Raw genomic sequence first — 18485 nt, forward strand, 5'->3', positions numbered from 1 at the left:
ATATCTCTTCGCAAATCGGCCTTGTTGGGCTGGCCCCGACGGGGCGGATGATACGCGAGTAAGATTTCAATTTGGCTGTGAATTAAAAAAGAGGTCAATTTATTGATCTATTCGCCGCTTTGGATTGAAATTTTTCGATGTAACCTGCGCGCGAGGGTGATCCATCCGATTTGTGCAACTGATGCCCTCGAGGCTGCGCGACTGCACATGGAAGTGCTTGCATATTCAGATATGCTTTTTCAATGACGAAATCGTGTGTCGGATCTGGTCCTCGGTATGCATGCAGGAAATAAAGAATCTCAATCTGGCCGACTTTTCGGGTACGGCCGGGTACAGGATGGGTTGCACATTGACGCCTTGCTTGAATAATGCCGCTGACAAGCGGGTCGCCTTTAATGAACTTCCCGTAATCGCTGGCACCACCGCCATGCCGGAACTTGTGCCTGTATCGATCCCCACGGCTTTGGCTTGCTCCAGGAAGAACTTCCCCCGTGCCTGCAAGGTCGCGACCCGATCGGGCAATTCCTTCATCCTTCGCAGTGCGGCCAATGACGCGGCCGCGACACTCGGCGGCATTCCGACGCTATAAAGAAACCCCGGCGCCAGGAACTTCAAATGCTCCACCAGCGCCGTCTCTCCCGCGATATACCCCCCGCAACCCGCCAGCGTCTTGCTCAGCGTGCCCATCCAGATATCGACGTCCTTGCCATCCACGCCAAAGTGTTCGCGGATGCCATAGCCGCGGGCGCCCATGACGCCCAGCGAATGCGCTTCGTCGACCATCAGGAACGCGCGGTGGCGTTGCTTGATTTCGATGAAGCGGGGCAGGTCGGGGTAGTCCCCGTCCATGCTGTAGATGCCTTCCAGCACAATCAGTACGCGTTCGAACTGATGGCGTTGCTCGTTCAGAATGGTGTCCAGCGCTTCCCAGTCGTTGTGCGGGAAGGGGAGTCGGCGTGCGCCGGACAACTGAATGCCTTGCAGGACGCTGTTGTGGATCAGTTCGTCGTGGACGACGAGATCGCGGGGACCGAACAGGTAGCCGATGGTCGATACGTTGGTGGCGTGGCCGCTGACGAACGTGATGGCGTCGTCCACGCCGTACAGCGCGGCGATTTCCTCTTCCAGTTCGCGGTGCACGGGGCGTTCACCCGAGACCAGGCGGCTGGCGGATACCGACGTGCCGTAGCGGTCGATGGCGGCCTTTGCCGCCGCGGTGACCGCGGGGTCGCCCGACATGTTCAGGTAGTTGTAGCTGGCGTAGTTGATGAACTCACGCCCGCCAATGTGCGTGTCCGCGCCGGCGGTGCCTTCGTGCAGCTTGAAAAAGGGGTTCTTAACGCCCAGGCGTTTAGCGCCATCGTTGATGATGCGCAATTGCTGATAGCCGGGATGCAGGTGGAACCGGTAGTGTTCCTCCGGGATCTCGGCCTTTTTCTCGGCGGGGCGCGCAGGCGCCTGGCCGCCGGGGGAGGCGGCCTGGCGCAGCTTGCGCTCCAAGGCTTGCTGGATCAGCTTGTCTTTGATGCCTGCGGCAAGGCCAGGCAACTTCTTCATGGTGCTCAATTAATTCTGACCTACTGGATCATGCGTTGCATGGGGAGGCTGCCGTTCATCTTGATTTCGTCGACGAAATCCGAGACGGTGCTGGACCCGACTTCCGCTGCGTGGCTGGCGACCACCTGTTGAACGCTGGCGGTCACGGCATCGGTTTGATCGTCGTGTTCGTCGCGCAAGAGCAGCACGAGTCTTTCGGCCAGCTTGGCAGGCGTGGGGCTTTCGTTCAGCGCCATCACCGGCAGGCGGATGCCGAACCGGTTCTCCAGCGCCACCACCAGTTCCACGCCCATTAGCGAGTCCAGGCCCATGTCGTAGACCGAGCGGGTGGCTTCGATCTTGTCGGGAGAGACGCGCAGGATTTCACCGATCTCGGCTTTGAGCATGTCGGTGAACCGTTCGTGGAGCGCGGCATCGTCCAGCGTGGCGATCAGGTGGGCAATGTCGTCGGCGCCGCTATCGTCGTCGCCGTTATCGCCCGCCTGGCGAGCGATTTCCGAGAACTTCGGCAAATTGGCGCTGGGCAGGAAACGGCTGAGTGCCCGCCAGTCCAGCTCCAGCACGCCCAGGCCCGAAACATCGGCGACGATCATGTCTTCAAGCGCATCCAGGGCGACCTGCGACGCCAGCGCGCCGCCACCCATGCGGCTTTGCAGTGCGTCCTTGATCTTCTGGTTGCGCGCCAGGAAACCGACGTCGTCGATGGCGCCCCAGCGCACGCAGGTGGCCGGCAGGCCTTCCGCGCGGCGTTGCGCGGCCAGGCGTTCCAGCCAACCGTTGGCGGCAACGTAGTTGCTTTGGCCGGGGTTGCCGAACAAGGTCGTGGCCGACGAATAGAAGACGAACAGGTCCAGCGGCAAGGCGCGGGTCAGTTCATGCAGGTGCTGGGCGCCCAGCACCTTGGCAGCGAGCGTACGTTCGATCTGGGCGGGCGTGGCACTGCGGGCCAAGCCGTCGTCGATGACAACCGCCGCGTGGACGACGCCCCGGAGGGCGGGCATGTTGCGAGCGGTATCGTCGAGCAGGCGCGCCAGGGCCTCGCGGTCGGTCACGTCGCAGGCGGCGGCGTGGACACGTACGCCTTGCGCTTCGAACGCCGAGAGGGCGGCTTGTGCGGCCTCGGTGACAGGGCCGCTGCGGCTGATCAAAATCAGATGGCGGGCGCCCTTGTCGGCCAACCACTGAGCGGTGCGCAAACCGAATCCGCCCAGACCGCCGGTGACCAGATAGGTGGCGTCGGCAGGCAACGCCAAGCCCGGCGCGGCTTGCGGTATGGGCGTATGGACGCCGCTGATGCCGTTGCGGTAAGTGACCACGATTTTGCCGATCTGGCGTGCCTGTTGCATATAGCGGAAGGCGTCGACGATATCGTTCGCGTCAAAGACGGAATACGGCAAGGGGTGCAGCGCGCCTTCGCGGAACAGCGCCATCATCTCGCCGAACAGGCGTTGGGTGAGGTCCGGGCGCTCGTTCATCAGTTGGTCGGCATCAATGCCGAAGTAGCTGATGTTGTTGCGGAACGGGCGCAGGCCGATACGGGTGTTCTCGTAGAAGTCGCGTTTGCCCAGTTCCAGGAACCGGCCGAACGGTTTCAACACGCGCAGGTTGCGGTTGATGGCTTCGCCGGCCAGCGAGTTCAGCACGACATCGACGCCGCGGCCGCCAGTGTCGGCCAGGATCTCGTCCGCGTATGACAGCGAACGCGAATCATAGATATGGCGCACGCCCAGCAAGCGCAGCAGGTCGCGTTTTTCGTCGGAACCCGCGGTAGCGTAGATGTCTGCGCCCAGCCATTGCGCGAATTGGATGGCGGCGATGCCGACGCCGCCGGCAGCGCCGTGGATCAGGATCTTCTCGCCTTCTTCCAGGCGCGCCAGGTGATGCAGGGCGTAGTAGACGGTGAAGAACGTGCTGGGGATGGTCGCGGCGGCTTCGAAGGAGAAGCCCTCCGGGATGTGCGAGATGGCGCTGGGCTTGGTGAGCACGCGGTCGCCGAAACTGGCGGGGCCGAAACCCACGACGGCGTCGCCCACGGCATAGCCGTCCACGTCCGACCCGACCCGGGTGACGGTGCCCGAGAATTCCAGGCCAAGCGTCGGGCCGGCAAAGCCGTTTTCGATGGCCTCGTCGGACAGCAGGCCCAACGCGTACATGACGTCGCGGAAGTTCAGGCCGGTGGCTTCGATGCGGACTTCAAGTTCGTCGTCGGCCGGCGCCGGGGCCGGGCACGATTCCCAGCGCAGGTTGCGTAATTGGCCGGGAAACTCGAAGCCCAGGCGCACGGCGTGCGATGCGGCATCGCTGGCGGCGGCATGCGCAGGACGCGGGGCGTGGCGCAGACGCGGGGCGTAGCGCGCGCCGCTTTCGTCGAAGATGATCTCGTCTTCGCTGTCCACGCAGGTCAGTTCGCGGATCAGCGCGTCGACCAGGTCGCCGGCATGCGCCAGCGGCAGGTCGACCATGCGGATGCGGTAATTGGAGGCTTCGTTGGCCAGGGTGCGGCCGTAGCCCCACAGCGCGGCGTCATTCAGCGCGTGCATGGCTGCGGGGGCTTCGGGCGCGTGGCGCAGATACTGCACGGCATCCGCGGTGACCAACCATACGGTTGCGGCCGTCTGTGTGCGTTCGCAAGCCTGAATCACCGCGGCTGCGGTGGCGCAGCGGCGGGTCTGCAGGGCGAGCAGCGCCTCAGGGGTCTGATGCGCGTCGGCCCAAGCCAGTCCGTCCAAATGGATCACGTGGTTGACCGGGCCGGTCGCGCCGTTTCGCAACAGGCCGTCCAAGTCATCGGGCGCTGCTTGAATGGCCAAGCGGACGTGGTGGCCGGCGGCCTTCAGCTTGGCCTCCAGCGATTGCGCCAAACCGGCGCCATGCTCGGGATTGCGGTCGCCCAGGATCAGCCAGTTTGCAGGGGAGTTTCCGGCGTCGGCGTCCACGAGGGCCATCGGCGCTTGCTCGCCTTCCAGCCGGGCCGTCAGCAGATAGGCTCCGCTGGTGAACGACGCCGAGAATTCCAGCGGACTGTCGCACAGGAATCCGAGCGACCGGAGTTCATCCAGCCAGAAGTCGGCGGGTTGCTGCGTGGACAGCTGCGCGCCGTCCTCGCTGGTTTGCCACCAGTTCTGGCGGCCGCCGAAAACGAAATCGCCCCACGCGGCGGGGTGGGCGCCGCAAACCAGCAGTACGCCATCCTCGCGCAGGCTGGCGCGTGCGTGGCGCAATGCGGCGCGCGCGGCTTCCAGGGTGTCGAATTCGCAGTGGAAGATAGCCAGGTCGCACTGGGCCGTGGGGGCAACGCCGCCTTCACCGATAAGTTCGGTGCGGGCGTTGGGGTAGCGTTCCGCTTGCTGATGGACGACGTGTTCCAGCACATCCGCATTATTCGACGCGTAGCAGTAGTCCGCCACGTTGAAATCCAGTGCGTCACAGCAACTGAAGGCGAAGAGGGGGGCAGCCTGGCCGACTTCGATCACGGCCAGGCGCTGGCCCGCAAGGCGATTGGCTTGCGCCTGCGACAGCACGGTGCGCAAGGCGGTGCCCAATCGTTGGCCGCTGGCGGCGCCCAAGGCGCTGCGGCCGATCGAGGCAGGCGTGCTGGCGCGCGGGCAGACGGCATCCAGCGTGGCCTCGCCGCGCAACAGGGCGGGCAGGTGCAGGCCGACGCGGCCGACCGCGTGGACGATCTGCGCGTAGTCCGGATACTCGCGCAGCAGGGTGTTCCAGATGTCCGCGGAGCCGCTGTCGGTGTTGTCCGGCAGAGGCAACTGGACGCCTGCAGCGATGGCTTCCGCGTAGCCCGCAGCCGTCACGCGCGCGATGGTGTGTTGCAGCAGCAGCGCGGAGTCCGGCGCATAACGGCACAGTTCGGTGATCAGCGCGTACGGCACAAGCCGGCCGTCTGGCGCGAGTTGGCGCAGCGCATCCAATGAAAAGCCATAGCACAGGCTTTCCAGCAGCGGATCGACTTCTTCCGCGTAGCGCGCATGCGCGCCGTCTTCGACGCAATCGGCGACCGCGTCGGCCAGGGCGGCGCGCAGTGTGGCGTGGTCCAAGGACGTAGGGCCGAACGGCGCGTACGGACGCGGCGTGGCGACGATGTCCAGGAAATTGAGATGGTCGGCGGCCGGCTTGCGCAGCCGGATGCTGCGGAACCGCGCCTGCTCGACGGCGGCAATCTGTTCGCCGGCGGCGTTGTAGAGTTCGAAGCTGGCGGTCAGCGAATGCGGTGCCCGGCGTTCCAGCCGCACGCGCGCGGCCGCAGGCTGGCCGGCCTTCGCGTGCAGGCTCAGGCGCCCGATCTTGGAGGGCACGAAAGCAATGCCCTGGCCCATGGCCGGATCATTGCGCAGCAACTGGATGATCAGCTGGAACGTGCAATCCAGCAGCGCAGGATGCAGATGCGTGGCGCCAAGCTCGCTTTCGATGACGGGATCGGCTTGCAGGACCGCCACGACGCTGCTGTCCGATTCCATCCAGCCGTGCGATACGGCGCGGAAGGCCGTACCGTAATCCAGGCCGACGGCGCGGGTCAGGGCTTCATGGGAGTCGCCGGTAAAGTCTGGCGCGCGGGTCGGCAGGATCAGTTTGGCCTGCGTGAGGCGCGCCGAGCCGGCTTCGCGCAGCAGGCGGCCGCTGGCGTGCTTGACCCACGGTTCCGTGCTGTTGTTGTCCTTGGCGTTGATGCGGAACCGGCCGTCGGCGTCGTCCAGCAGGAAACGCGTCAATTTACTGGGCGAGGCGTTCAGCAGCAGCGGGGCGTGGATTTCCAGTTCTTCCAGCTCGGCATAGTCGCCATCCTGCCACTGCAGCGCGGCTGCCAGGGCGATTTCGGCGAAACCGGTTCCGGGAAAGACGACTGCGTCACCGACGACGTGGTCGGCCAGCGTGGGATGAGACTGCGTGTCCAGCTGGTTTTGCCAGGAATGCTCATGCTGCTGCAACGGGTACCCCAGCAGCGGATGCACCTGGCGCCGCGACAGCAGGCCAAGCGATTCCGGCGTGGTGGGATGCCAATGGCGCTCGCGCTGCCAAGGATAGGTCGGCAAGTCGACCGCCGTGCCTTCCCACGGGAAGAGCGACTGCAGGTCGAGCTGGCCGCCGCTGGCGATGACTTGCCCGGCAGCGGTCCAGATTTTTTCGGGATCGTCGCCGCCGCGCGTGGCAGTGCTGAGCACTCGGCCCTGCATGTCGGCGGTTTTGAGCGTGTCGTTGAGGTACGAGCGCAACAGCGGATGCGGACCGACTTCGACAAAAATGTTGTTGCCTTCGGCGGCCAGCTGATTGGCGGCCTGCTCGAAGCGGACGGGTTCGCGTACGTTATGCCACCAGTAGTCGGCGGTCAGCAAGGCGCCGTCGAGTGGGGCGCCGGTGACGGTGGAGTAGAAGGGGACGTCGTTCGCGCGCGGCTGGATGCCCGCCAGCGATTCGTAGATGCCCGCTTCGATGCCATCCATGGCCGGGCTATGGAAAGCGTAGTCCAGATCCAGGCGCCGGAAGAACAGGGCCTGCTCGGCCAACGCCCCTTCAAGCACGCTCAAGGCTTCGGGCGCGCCGGCCACGGTCGCGCCGCGGCTGCTGTTGAAGCCAGCTACGCAGACACGGTCGCCCAGGTTGTGCTGGGCGATCAGCGCCAGCGCTTCTTCACCGCTGATGCCCACGGCCGTCATGCGGCCCTGGCCCTTGGTTTCGCCTTGTAGGCGGCTGCGCTGGAAGATGACGCAGACGGCGTCGGGCAGGCTCAGGGCACCGCAGGCCCAGGCGGCCGCGACTTCGCCGACGCTGTGGCCGATGACGGCGGACGGCACGACGCCGCGTTGCGCCAGCATGCGCGTGATGCCGACTTGCAGCGCGAACAGCGCGGGCTGGGCGATTTCGGTGCGTTCATAGCGGTCGTCGCCGTTCTCGCCGGCCAGTTCCTTGTGCAGCGAGAAATCCGCGTACTGCGAGAACAGGGCGTCGACTTCGTCGATGGCGGTGGCGAAAACCGGGTCTGCCAACAAGCGGCGCCCCATTTTGGCCCATTGCGAACCATTGCCCGAATAGACCATGACGGGGCCGCGCGCTTGTTTCAGCGCGGTACCGACTGTCACTTCAGGATTGGGCTCAGCATCGTCGGAAAATTGCTGGAGCAGGTCGGCAACGGTGTTGCAATGGGTACCGAAGACCACGGCGCGTTCTGCGTGCCAGTCGCGCCGCATCGCGGCGTGATAAGCCGCGTTGTACAGGAATTTGGCAGGCTGGCCGCGCAAGGCCTCCGCCATCTGCCGCGCCGCGGCTTTCAACGCTTGGGGGGACTTGCCGGACACCAGCACCGGAATCGGAGCGGTCTTGGCCATTTTGCCTTCCGCGGCCGGGCTGCGCTGTGGCGCGCTTTCCAGGATCACGTGGGCATTGGCGCCGCCGAAGCCGAACGAGTTCACGCCGACGACAAGCTTGCCCTTCTGGCGCAGCTTGCGGTTCTGGGTGACGACGTCCAGGTTCCAGTTCTGGAACTCGATCTTGGGGTTGAGCGTCTTGATGCCGATGGTGGCCGGCACCACGCGATGTCGCAGCACATACATCGCCTTGACCAGGCCGGCGACGCCGGAGGCGGCTTCGAGGTGGCCCAGGTTGCTCTTGACCGAACCGATGGGCAGCGGCGCGTCTTTGCCGCGCTGCTGGGCCAGGGCGGCGCCGATGGCGCGCGTCTCGATCGGATCGCCGACCGCGGTGCCGGTGCCGTGCGCTTCAAGATAATCGATGTCGGCGGGCGAGATGCCCGCCTGTTCGTAGGCCTGGCGCATCAGCGTGGCCTGGGCGTCGGCGCTGGGCACCGTCAAGCCTGACTTGCGGCCGTCGGTGTTGACGGCCGACCCGGCCACGACGGCCAGGATGTTGTCGCCGTCGGCGACGGCCCGGTCGTAGTCCTTCAGCAGGAAGATGCCGCCGCCTTCCGATCGGACGTAGCCGTCACCTGCCGCGTCGAAGACATTGCAGCGCCCGCGCGGCGACAGCATCGATGCCTTGGAAAATGTAATGAAACCGTAAGGGTGGAGGTGCAGACTCACGCCTCCAGCAAGGGCCTGGCTGCATTCGCCCGAAACGATGGCGCGACATGCCTGGTGGAAAGCCACCAGCGATGACGAACATGCCGTGTCCATGGCGATGCTGGGCCCGCGCAGGTCGAAGAAATACGAAAGGCGATTGGCGGCGATGCTGGCGGTATTGCCCGTCGCCATCGATGCGTCGACGGCGTTCAGGTCTTCAGCCAGGCGATACGCGTAGTCGGAGCTGGCGATGCCAATGTAGACGCCGCAGTTCGTGCCGCGAAGGGTGGACGGGCGCACGCCCGCCTGTTCCATGGCTTCCCAGCTCATTTCCAGCAGCAGGCGTTGCTGGGGGTCCATGAGGGCGGCTTCGCGCGGGGAAATGCCGAAGAAGCCGGCATCGAAACCGGCGATGTCGCCAATCGAGCCGGCGGCAAAGGTATAGGCCGTGCCCGGGTGATCCTTGGCGGGGTGCAGATAGGCGTCGGCGGACCAGCGGTCCTCGGCAACGCGGGAGACTAGGTCACGGCCTTCCAGCAGCGCTGGCCAGTAGTTGTCTACAGTGGTGCTGGGGAATCGGAACGATAATCCGATGACGGCAACGCGCTTAGCCATGCAGTGTCCTTCTTGCCGCGTCGTGCTGCGACGTGGAATATGAGAATGCGGTCAAGCCGCAAGGGGAATGGGAGCCGGTAACGGCCAGGGTGCCGGAATGGCCGGACGCCTTGTCGATCAGACCAAGACTGAGTCTGTGCCTGATGGTCAAGTGCGGCCGATGCGGCCCGATATGGCGGTTCTCCCTGTTGCTGCCATCGCGCGGACGGCCCCCTTGTACTGGACACTGCGCGGGCGCCGCTGCCGGAGCGCCTTGAAAATTCTCGTTATTCTCATTACTTGAGTCTTGTGTTTTCCAGCTAGACCGACGCCTTCTCTTCCACCTGTCAGGACAAAGGCGGGGCATTTGTGCGGTGCACGAGCAGAAACAATTTGATTTAAACAGAATGATTTTACTGTACGCCGAGATTCAACTGATTACAGGCCAAGGCACGCCGCCGCTGGCTTCTCTGGCAAACACGGGCAAGCCTTTCATTTCGCTGTCTTCAAGCCTCTTGGGGGCGTAGGATATCAATCATATGTAACTTTTATTGGGCAAGATTAATCAAAACGATTCAGATCCGATGAAAACCGGGTTCATTTGCGTTACTGCCTGCAAAGCTTGCAATGATTGGGTCGCAAGCGGTCGAAATTCGGAATATTCCAAGTCGTTGGCCCCAAGCTGTTGACCCCACAGATTCAGCGCGAAAAAAAACGCGTCAAAGACGCGTTTCATAGTCGGCTGGGCGTATTGTCGCCGCAAATCAGGGCAAGCTGCAAACCGGCACGGGCGGGATCCGCTTGGCGGGCGTCGGGATTCGCCAGGATGCGCGGCGGCGCAGCGCGCCGAATATCTTGAGTCCCTGGGGCCAGTCGGCCAGGCCGCTTTCGGCATTGATGTGCCCGGCGCCGGGAAGCACGACCACCCGGCTGCCCCAGTCCTGAGCGAAGGCGCGGGCACGTTCCAGTCGGCAGTAGGGGTCGTTGTCGCTGATGACTACCACGCTTTGGAATGACAGTGGTTGGCGCGCGATGGGGGCGAACCCGCGCAGGCAGGCCGGGGCATCGGCGCGTTCCACGTCCGCTGGCGCCACCAGCAGGGCGCCAGCGACCTTTACCCTCAGCGGAACAGGCAGGGCGGCGCTGATCAGGCAGCCCAGGCTGTGGGCGATCAGCAGCACCGGGCTGCGGGCCTGGTCGATTTCTGCCGCGAGGGTTGAAATCCATTCTGGCGCCGCCGGGTTTTCCCAGTCGCGCTGCTGGATGCGCACCGCATGGGGCAGCAGCGTCGCCCAGCGGGATTGCCAGTGGTCCGGTCCGGAGTTTTTCCATCCGGGGACGATGATCGGTTGGAGTCTCATGGCGGCCATCATGCCGCGGAGCCCTAGTAACTCAAACGAATATATCGTCCTTTGCATAGATGGCGGCGGGTATAAAGCGCGGCCTGTGCATGATGCGGCACCCACGTGCCCGGAGCGCGCCGGAAGTCGGGCCGGATGGGCTCCAAATACAGGGATTTTTCAGTGTATGCTTGCCGTGCACATGCACAGTAACGGGGCGTGACCACATCGGTTTCCGGCGTCCGCCCGGTTCAAAAACCAACGATTACAAGCGATTAGAGGAGTCCACTCATGAAGCCAGTATTTCGTCTGACCCCGGTCATCGCGGCGCTGGGCGTCGCCGCTGGCCTGACGTTTGCGGCGGGAGCGCAAGCGCAAACCATCAAGATCGGCGTGGTGGGTCCCACCACCGGCGCCGTCACCCAGTATGGCGATATGGTCCGTGAAGGCGTCGACACCGCTGTCGAGCGTATCAACGCCGCTGGCGGCGTGAATGGCAAGAAGCTCGAAACCGTTGTGATCGACGACGGCTGCGAGCCCAAGCAGGGCCCGGTCGCCGCCAATCGCGTCGTCAATAGCAAGATCGGATTCGTGGTGGGCCACGTGTGCTCGGGCGCGACCATTGCCGCCGCGGACATCTACAACAATGAAGGCGTCGTCATGGTGACGCCGTCGGCCACGGCGCCGGCCGTGACGGACGGCAAGAACTACGAGTTCATCTTCCGCACGATCGGCCGCGACGACCAGCAAGGTCCCGCCGCCGCCAAGTTCGTGCTGGAGAAGATCAAGCCGAAGAAGGCCGCCGTGCTGCACGACAAGCAGTCGTATGGCCAGGGCATCGCCACGGCCGTCAAGAATGACCTGGAGAAGGGCGGCGTGCCGGTCGCAGTGTTCGAAGGCATCAATGCCGGCGACAGCGACTATTCGGCCGTGATCACCAAGTTGAAGAGCCAAGGCGTCGATTTCGTCTACTACGGCGGTTACCACCCGGAAATGGGCCTGCTCCTGCGTCAGGCAGCCGAGCAAGGCGTGAAGGCCAAGTGGATGGGACCGGAAGGCGCGGGCAACCCGGACATCAACGCCATCGCCGGCGACGCCGTCGAGGGCATGTTGCTGACGCTGCCGGCCGACTTCACCCAGAACGCCGCCAACGCCGACATCGTCAAGTCTTTCGAAGCCAAGAAGCGCAACGCCGGCGGCGCCTTCCAGATGACGGCCTACACGGCTACCCAGGTCATTGCGGACGGCATCAAGGGCGCGGGTTCGGACGACCCGACCAAGGTCGCCAAGTACATGCATGCCAATTCCTTCGATACGCCGATCGGCAAGGTGTCGTGGAACAAGCAGGGCGACTTGACGAACTTCTCGTTCGACGTGTTCACCTGGCACAAGGATGGTTCCAAGACCGTCTACAAGTGATGCCGCAGCAGGCCTAGGGCGACAGGCCCTATCGCCTGCGGCATCGGATGCGGACCCGCAAGCGTCCGCATGACCACCGGGCCGGAAGCCACAGACTTCCGGCCCGGTTTTTGCATTTGAGCGCCACCAGCCGGGAACCGGACCGCCATTGCGGTGTCGAACGGCCGGACCACCGCCCGCGAAAGCGCAGCGGCCCCTAGACCTACTCTTGTCCGCACATTATGACCAAGGCCCTATTAGTCGAAGACGATCCCAAGCTGTCGCGCCTGATCGCGCAGTTCCTGGAGCAACACGGGTTCAACGTCGCCCAGGCCTACCGTGGCGACCATGCCGTGGAAGCGTTCCGCCGCCACGAGCCGGCGATCACCATCCTGGACCTGATGCTGCCCGGCCGGGACGGGCTGCAAGTGTGCCGCGACCTGCGCGCATTTTCGTCCGCGCCCATCTTGATGCTGACCGCGCGCGAGGACGATCTGGACCAGATCCTGGGCCTGGAGTCCGGCGCTGACGATTACGTCATCAAACCCGTGGAGCCCCGCGTGCTGCTTGCGCGAATCCGTGCACTGATGCGGCGCCACAACCAGCTGGACGAGCCGCCGGAGCACTTGGAGTTCGGGCCGCTGACCATCGACCGGCGCACGCGCGCCGTCGTCCATGCCGGCGTCGAAGTCGATCTGACGACGATGGAATTTGAGATGCTCTGGGCGTTGGCCAGCCAGGCCGGCCAGGTATTGACCCGTGACGACTTGCTCAATGCCGTGCGGGGCATTGAATTCAACGGGCTGGACCGCAGCGTGGATGTCTGCGTAAGCAAGCTGCGCCGCAAACTGGACGACGACCCGCGCGATCCGGCGCGCATCAAGACCGTGTGGGGCAAGGGCTATCTGTTCTCGCCCAAGGCGCACGAGGGCGGCGATGCTTAAGTTCGTCCTGCGGCTCTTCGTGGTGATGGCGATCGGTTTCGTCATCTCCAACGAAGTGGTGGATCGCACCGCGAATTACTTCTTCGAGCCGGTGAATGCGGCGTATGCGCGCGAAGCTGTTCGGGGGCAACTCCACAGCCTGACCCAGGAAGTAGGGCGGGTCGCACCAGAGGCGCGCGCCAGTTATGTGCGCGATGCGCTGGCGCCGCATTACGGCCTGGGGCTGAAAGTGCTGGACCCCGCGGACTACGAGGCCGCAAGCTATCAACTGACGGAAGAAGAACGCAAGACGATCGCCGAAGGCGGCTTTTTCCTGCGCGACAAACTGATGACGTTCGTGACCGCCATTCCCGGGCCGGGGGCACAGTGGATCGAAGTGAAGTTGCCTCCGGAGCCGCCGATCGGCCCGTGGGTGATCGCCGGCATCTATTCCGCGCTGGGGTTGCTGCTGTGCGCGTTCATGCTGGTCTGGGCGCTGCCCATCTGGCGTGACCTGGAGGCGCTGAAGACTGCCGCGCAGCGGATGGGGCAGGGCGATTTGCAGGCGCGGGCGCGGCTGTCGCGCCATTCCAGCATCCGCAACCTGGGCGAGACATTCAACCAGATGTCCGACCGCATCGGCGCGCTGATCAGCAACCAGCGTGACCTGACCAATGCCGTGTCGCACGAACTGCGCACCCCGATCGCCCGCCTGTCCTTTGAACTGGACATGATCGATCGCGAAGCCGACCCCGAAGCGCGCAAGCGGCTGGTCGAGGAAATGAAGAACGACGTGGCGGAACTGGACAGCATGGCATCCGAACTGCTGATGTACGCCCGCCTGGAACACAAGAACGACGACGTCGCGCTGCGGGCGCAGGACGCGCGCGGGTGGCTGGACTCCGTCGTCCAGCATGCGGCGTACGAGGCCGGCGTCTCGGGTGTGCATTGCGCCGTGTCGCGGTGCGACCTGACCGAAGTGCGGCTGCACCAGCGCTACATGACGCGGGCGCTGCTGAATCTTCTGCAGAACGCCATCCGCCACGCTGGCGGGCGAGTGCAGGTCAGTCTGATCAGCCCGGCCCCGCAGGAATACGTACTGACGGTGGATGACGACGGGCCTGGGGTGCCGCCCGCCGACCGCGAACGCATCTTCGAGCCGTTCATTCGCCTGGACGAAAGCCGCGACCGCGGCACGGGCGGCACCGGGTTGGGGTTGGCCATCGTGAGCCGGGTGGCGCGGTGGCATAACGGCACGGCGCTGGCCACCGACAGCCCCTTGGGTGGCGCACGTTTCGTGGTCAGCTGGAAGGCGGTCTGACGCCCGCTGCGTGCAGGCGTAAAGAAACTTCACAAAGCGCGCTCCGAATCTTCACAAACTCCATACAAAGCGGGAAAGATCCGACTTGGGCACGTGGATAGCATGACGGCATTCTGTTTGAAGAGGGTTTGCCGCCTGCCATGTTTTCCCTTAGCCGCCTCGTCGCCATCGGGTCGTTGCTGGTCGCGGCCGGCGGCTGCCAGCATCTGCCTCCGGCGGCGGCGCCCACCGTCGCAAAAGGCGACTACGCAGCGGTTCTGGGCTATCTGGAAGCCCGCATTCCTTACGACATGGGCAAGCACAAGGTGCCTGGCCTGTCGATCGCCATCGTGGACGACCAGCGCATCGTCTGGAGCACGGGTTTCGGCTACGCGGATCCCGTTCGACATCGCGGCGCAACCGGCGACACCCTGTACCGGGTGGGCGCCATCAGCAAGCTCGTCACAGCGGCAGGCGTCTTGCGTGCCGCGGATGACGGCAGCTTGCCGCTGGATGCGCCGGCCGGACAGTCCCTGCCCGAATGGCATGTCGAACCGCGCCGCAACGCCCTGCAGTGGATGGGGGCAGATCCCTACACCGCGCGCAACCTGCTGACCCTGCATCCGTCCACGCTGGAAGACACGATGGGCCGCGCCCGCGCCGACATGGCCTATGCCTTGCTGGGGGACATGGTGGCGCATGTGGCTCGTGAACCACTGGACGACTATGTGCGGCGCACGATCCTGCAACCGCTGAACATGCCGCGAGCGGGGTACCGGGCAAACGCTCGCATGCTTGAGTTGCGCGCGGCGGGCTATCGCCGTGGCGTTCCCTGGACTGAAGGCCCGCAGCCCAACGAGGCGGCCGACGGGCTATGGATGAGCACCTCCGAAATGGCGCGGTTTTCCAGCATGTTGTTCGCGGGCGGCGTGTATCGGGGCGCGCGCGTGCTGAAGGATGAATCCGCCACCGCCGTCCTGAACCTGGAAACGGTATCCGGCGCCAGTCTGGACCTGAGTTGCCGCCTGGCCCTGTCATGGCTGGCCGCGCCCTGCGGCGAGGACATCGTAGGCGGCGCTCCGCTGCACGAGCACAGTGGCGCCACTGAAGCCTTTCATGCCCGATATCTGTTGGCCCCGCAAGACAAGCTTGCCGTGTTGGTCATGAGCAATGCGGATACGGGCGAGCCTCTGGTGGCGTCTGTGTCGACGCTGGCGATGCACTTGATGCGACAGGCCAAGCAAGGCACCGGCCTCGACTAACCCCCGGCCGACATCAAATATTTTGCGCCTCGCAGGCGCGCTGAGCCTGCTCCGTTCATCAACCTCGTTTCCTGGATGCATTTATGAAGCGATTTCCCCGTTTGTCGTTTGCCCCGCGCCGTGCCGCCGCGGCAGCATTGTTAGCTGCGGCCCCGGGTCTGCCCGCCGTCGCCGCCGATCTGTCAGTCGCGGATGCCAGTTCAGTCTATGGACAGCGGGGCGCGAGCTCTCGGGGTTTGACGGTGGCGACCGGTGACGAGCGGCCGGAAGGCCAATGGACCTTCTACGGCACGGCCGGCGTGGGCTATGCGCCGCGGTACAGCGGCAGCGACGAGAGTTCCGTCGTGCCGATCGTTGGTTTGGGCGTGCGCAGCCCCAACGGGTTTTTCCTGAGCACCGACCATGGCCTGGGTTGGGAAACGCAGGCGCTGGACAGCACTTTCCGCTTTTATGTGGCGCCCAGTGCGTCGCGCAAGGACCACAAGAAGGGCTTCCAGGGTTCGGACAAGCTGCGCGGCATGGGCGACATCAAAAGCCGTGCCCAGATCGGCATGGACGCCGAGACCGCGCTAGGGCCCGTGGTGCTGTCGGCGACAGTGGCGCACGCGTTCAAAAAGGGCGACGACCGAGATGTGGGCAGCGCTTACACGATGTTCAATCTGGGCGCGAGCACGACGGTGTACGAAGGTTCAGCCGGTTCCGTGTCGCTGGCGTTGAGCGGCACGTTGGGCGACGGTAACTACATGCGCACGTGGTACGGGGTCAGCGACCGGCAATCGGGAAAATCGGGTTATCGCCGCTACAACCCCAAAGGCGGCCTGGAGAGCATGGGATTGGGTGCGACTTGGACGCTGCCGGTCAGCCAGTCCTGGTCCTGGACTGTCGCGGCCGAGGCGCGCCGGCTGTTTGGTGACGCGGCAGACAGCCCGATCGTGAAAGACCGGAACCAGTACACCATCGGAACGATGGTGACGTACACGTATTGAGGCGGGGAGGGGACTCGCCGCCGGCAGGCAGCGAGTTTGGAAAGAAACCGTGCAACCGCTTGGCCGCCGGTTCCTTCCCGGATGCGCAGAAAGGCTTACAGGCCCTGGACGCGGCGGCCCGTGTCGGCTTCGAACCAGTGCAACGGGTGGCGGCCGTCCGGGCCCACGTTGACGCGGTCCGTCACCTTGGCAGACGACTCGGACAACTGGCGGGTGGTGCAGCGCACCACCAGCGTGGTCTTGCCGCAGCGGCAGTGGACCAGTTGCTCGGAGCCCAGCGTCTCGACCATTTCAACTTCCGCCGGCACGCCTTGCGTGTTCAGCAGCATGTGCTCGGGGCGCATGCCCATGATGATCTTGCGGCCGCGCACCTGGGCTGGCACTTGCAACGGCGAGATCTCAAGCGCCAGGCCGTCGGTCGTCTGCACGGTGCCGTCGCCGGCGACCTGCACTTCCATCAGGTTCATCGGGGGCGAGCCGATGAAGCCCGCCACAAACGTCGAGGCGGGCTTTTCGAACACTTCCATCGGGGTGCCGATCTGCTCGGGCACGCCTTGGTACATGACGATCATGCGGTGGGCCAGGGTCATGGCCTCGACCTGATCGTGCGTCACGTACAGGCTGGTAGTGCCCAGGCGGCGATGCAGTTTCATGATTTCCAGGCGCATCGCCACGCGCAGCTTGGCGTCCAGGTTCGACAGCGGTTCGTCGAACAGGAACACCTTGGGTTCGCGCACGATGGCGCGGCCCATGGCGACGCGCTGGCGCTGGCCGCCGGAGAGCGCGCGCGGACGGCGGTCCAGCAGATGGCCCAGTTCCAGGATCTGCGCAGCGATGTCTACGCGCTTCTTGATCTCGTCCTTGGAGAACTTGCGGATCTTCAAGCCGTAGGCCATGTTTTCGAACACGGTCATGTGCGGGTAGAGCGCGTAGTTCTGGAACACCATTGCGATATCGCGTTCGGCGGGTTCCAGCGTGTTGACGACTTTGTCGTCGATCACGATGTCGCCGCTGGTGACGGATTCCAGGCCGGCGACCATGCGCATCAGCGTGGATTTGCCGCAGCCCGACGGGCCGACGATGACGATGAATTCACCGTCTTTGACATCCATGTCGATGCCATGGATGACCGGCACGTTGCCGGCGTAGGTTTTCTTGACGTTGCGGAAGCTGAGAGTAGCCATGTTTATTCGTGTTCGGAGTCGTGTTCGGGTGGGCGCGGCGTGGGGGTCATTTTTCAGTGTCGACCAGACCCTTGACGAACCATTTCTGCATCAGGATGACGACGAGCGCCGGCGGAATCATGGCCAGCATGGCGGTGGCCATGGTGATGTTCCATTCGGTGACGCTGTCGCCGCCGCTGATCATCCGCTTGATGCCGATGACGACGGGGTACATGTCTTCCTGGGTGGTGATGAGCAGCGGCCACAGGTATTGGTTCCAGCCATAGATGAACTGGATCACGAACAGGGCGGCGATGCTGGTCTTGGACAGCGGCAGCAGCACGTCGAAGAAGAAACGCACCGGGCCCGCGCCATCGATGCGCGCGGCTTCGATCAGCTCGTCCGGCACCGTCAGGAAGAACTGGCGGAACAGGAACGTGGCCGTGGCCGACGCAATCAGCGGCAGCGTCAGGCCAGCGTAGCTGTTGAGCAGGCCCAGGTCCGCCACCACCTTGTAGGTGGGCGCGATCCGGACTTCAACGGGCAGCATCAGGGTGACGAAGATCATCCAGAAGAAGAACATGCGGCCGGGAAAGCGGAAGTACACGACCGCGAAAGCCGACAGCAGCGAGATCGCGATCTTGCCGATGGAAATCGACAGCGCCATGATCAGGCTGACATACATCATGCGGCCCACGGGCGCACCCGACGAACCGCCGGACGAGCCGCCGAACAGCGCCTGCATGTAGTTATCGACAAAGTGCGGACCGGGAATCAGCGACATCGGCGCTTGCGCCACTTCCTGCGCCGTCTGAGTAGACGCGACGAAAGTGATGTAAAGCGGAAATGCCACCATTGCCACCCCGCAGAGCAGAATGACGTGGGCCAGAATATCCAGCCAGGGACGGCGTTCAACCATTGTTATCAGCCTCGAACA

General features: G+C 64.3%; 10 protein-coding genes. 5 read left to right on the forward strand and 5 right to left on the reverse strand.

What is annotated here, in order from left to right:
* Window positions 1-225: 225 nt before the first annotated feature.
* The 3 genes from HG262_RS02215 to HG262_RS02225 all read right to left on the reverse strand — a co-directional run bounded on the left by HG262_RS02215 (window position 226) and on the right by HG262_RS02225 (window position 10537).
* Window positions 226-1557: an aminotransferase class I/II-fold pyridoxal phosphate-dependent enzyme gene (locus HG262_RS02215; RefSeq protein WP_169269477.1), complete on the reverse strand. Its 1332-nt coding sequence runs from the start codon at window positions 1555-1557 to the stop codon at window positions 226-228.
* Between the two features lie 20 nt (window positions 1558-1577).
* Complete coding sequence (locus HG262_RS02220; RefSeq protein WP_169269478.1) at window positions 1578-9197, reverse strand: type I polyketide synthase; 7620 nt, start codon at window positions 9195-9197, stop codon at window positions 1578-1580.
* A 743-nt stretch (window positions 9198-9940) separates the two neighbouring features.
* Window positions 9941-10537: an alpha/beta hydrolase gene (locus HG262_RS02225; RefSeq protein WP_169269479.1), complete on the reverse strand. Its 597-nt coding sequence runs from the start codon at window positions 10535-10537 to the stop codon at window positions 9941-9943.
* A 270-nt stretch (window positions 10538-10807) separates the two neighbouring features.
* On the opposite strand from HG262_RS02225, the gene HG262_RS02230 reads away from it, so the two are divergent.
* The 5 genes from HG262_RS02230 to HG262_RS02250 all read left to right on the forward strand — a co-directional run bounded on the left by HG262_RS02230 (window position 10808) and on the right by HG262_RS02250 (window position 16385).
* Window positions 10808-11935: a branched-chain amino acid ABC transporter substrate-binding protein gene (locus tag HG262_RS02230; RefSeq protein WP_169269480.1), complete on the forward strand. Its 1128-nt coding sequence runs from the start codon at window positions 10808-10810 to the stop codon at window positions 11933-11935.
* 221 nt (window positions 11936-12156) lie between these two features.
* The gene (locus tag HG262_RS02235; RefSeq protein ID WP_169269481.1) at window positions 12157-12858 is read left to right on the forward strand and encodes a response regulator; all 702 of its coding nucleotides are present in this window, start codon (window positions 12157-12159) and stop codon (window positions 12856-12858) included.
* The gene (locus HG262_RS02240; protein ID WP_169269482.1) at window positions 12851-14158 is read left to right on the forward strand and encodes an ATP-binding protein; all 1308 of its coding nucleotides are present in this window, start codon (window positions 12851-12853) and stop codon (window positions 14156-14158) included. Before HG262_RS02235 ends, HG262_RS02240 begins: the two co-directional genes overlap by 8 nt.
* A 140-nt stretch (window positions 14159-14298) precedes the next feature.
* Window positions 14299-15399: a serine hydrolase domain-containing protein gene (locus HG262_RS02245; protein ID WP_169269483.1), complete on the forward strand. Its 1101-nt coding sequence runs from the start codon at window positions 14299-14301 to the stop codon at window positions 15397-15399.
* Window positions 15400-15641: 242 nt separating this feature from the next.
* Window positions 15642-16385: a MipA/OmpV family protein gene (locus HG262_RS02250; RefSeq protein WP_348984355.1), complete on the forward strand. Its 744-nt coding sequence runs from the start codon at window positions 15642-15644 to the stop codon at window positions 16383-16385.
* A gap of 95 nt (window positions 16386-16480) precedes the next feature.
* Here the strand turns inward: HG262_RS02250 and HG262_RS02255 are convergent, their stop codons facing one another.
* Both HG262_RS02255 and ugpE read right to left on the reverse strand, forming a co-directional pair.
* Window positions 16481-17569: a sn-glycerol-3-phosphate import ATP-binding protein UgpC gene (locus HG262_RS02255; RefSeq protein WP_169269485.1), complete on the reverse strand. Its 1089-nt coding sequence runs from the start codon at window positions 17567-17569 to the stop codon at window positions 16481-16483.
* A 46-nt stretch (window positions 17570-17615) separates the two neighbouring features.
* The gene (ugpE, locus tag HG262_RS02260; protein ID WP_105558202.1) at window positions 17616-18467 is read right to left on the reverse strand and encodes a sn-glycerol-3-phosphate ABC transporter permease UgpE; all 852 of its coding nucleotides are present in this window, start codon (window positions 18465-18467) and stop codon (window positions 17616-17618) included.
* Window positions 18468-18485: the final 18 nt, after the last annotated feature.

This window comes from Achromobacter sp. Bel (assembly GCF_012928505.1).
Taxonomy (GTDB): Bacteria; Pseudomonadota; Gammaproteobacteria; order Burkholderiales; family Burkholderiaceae_B; genus Achromobacter.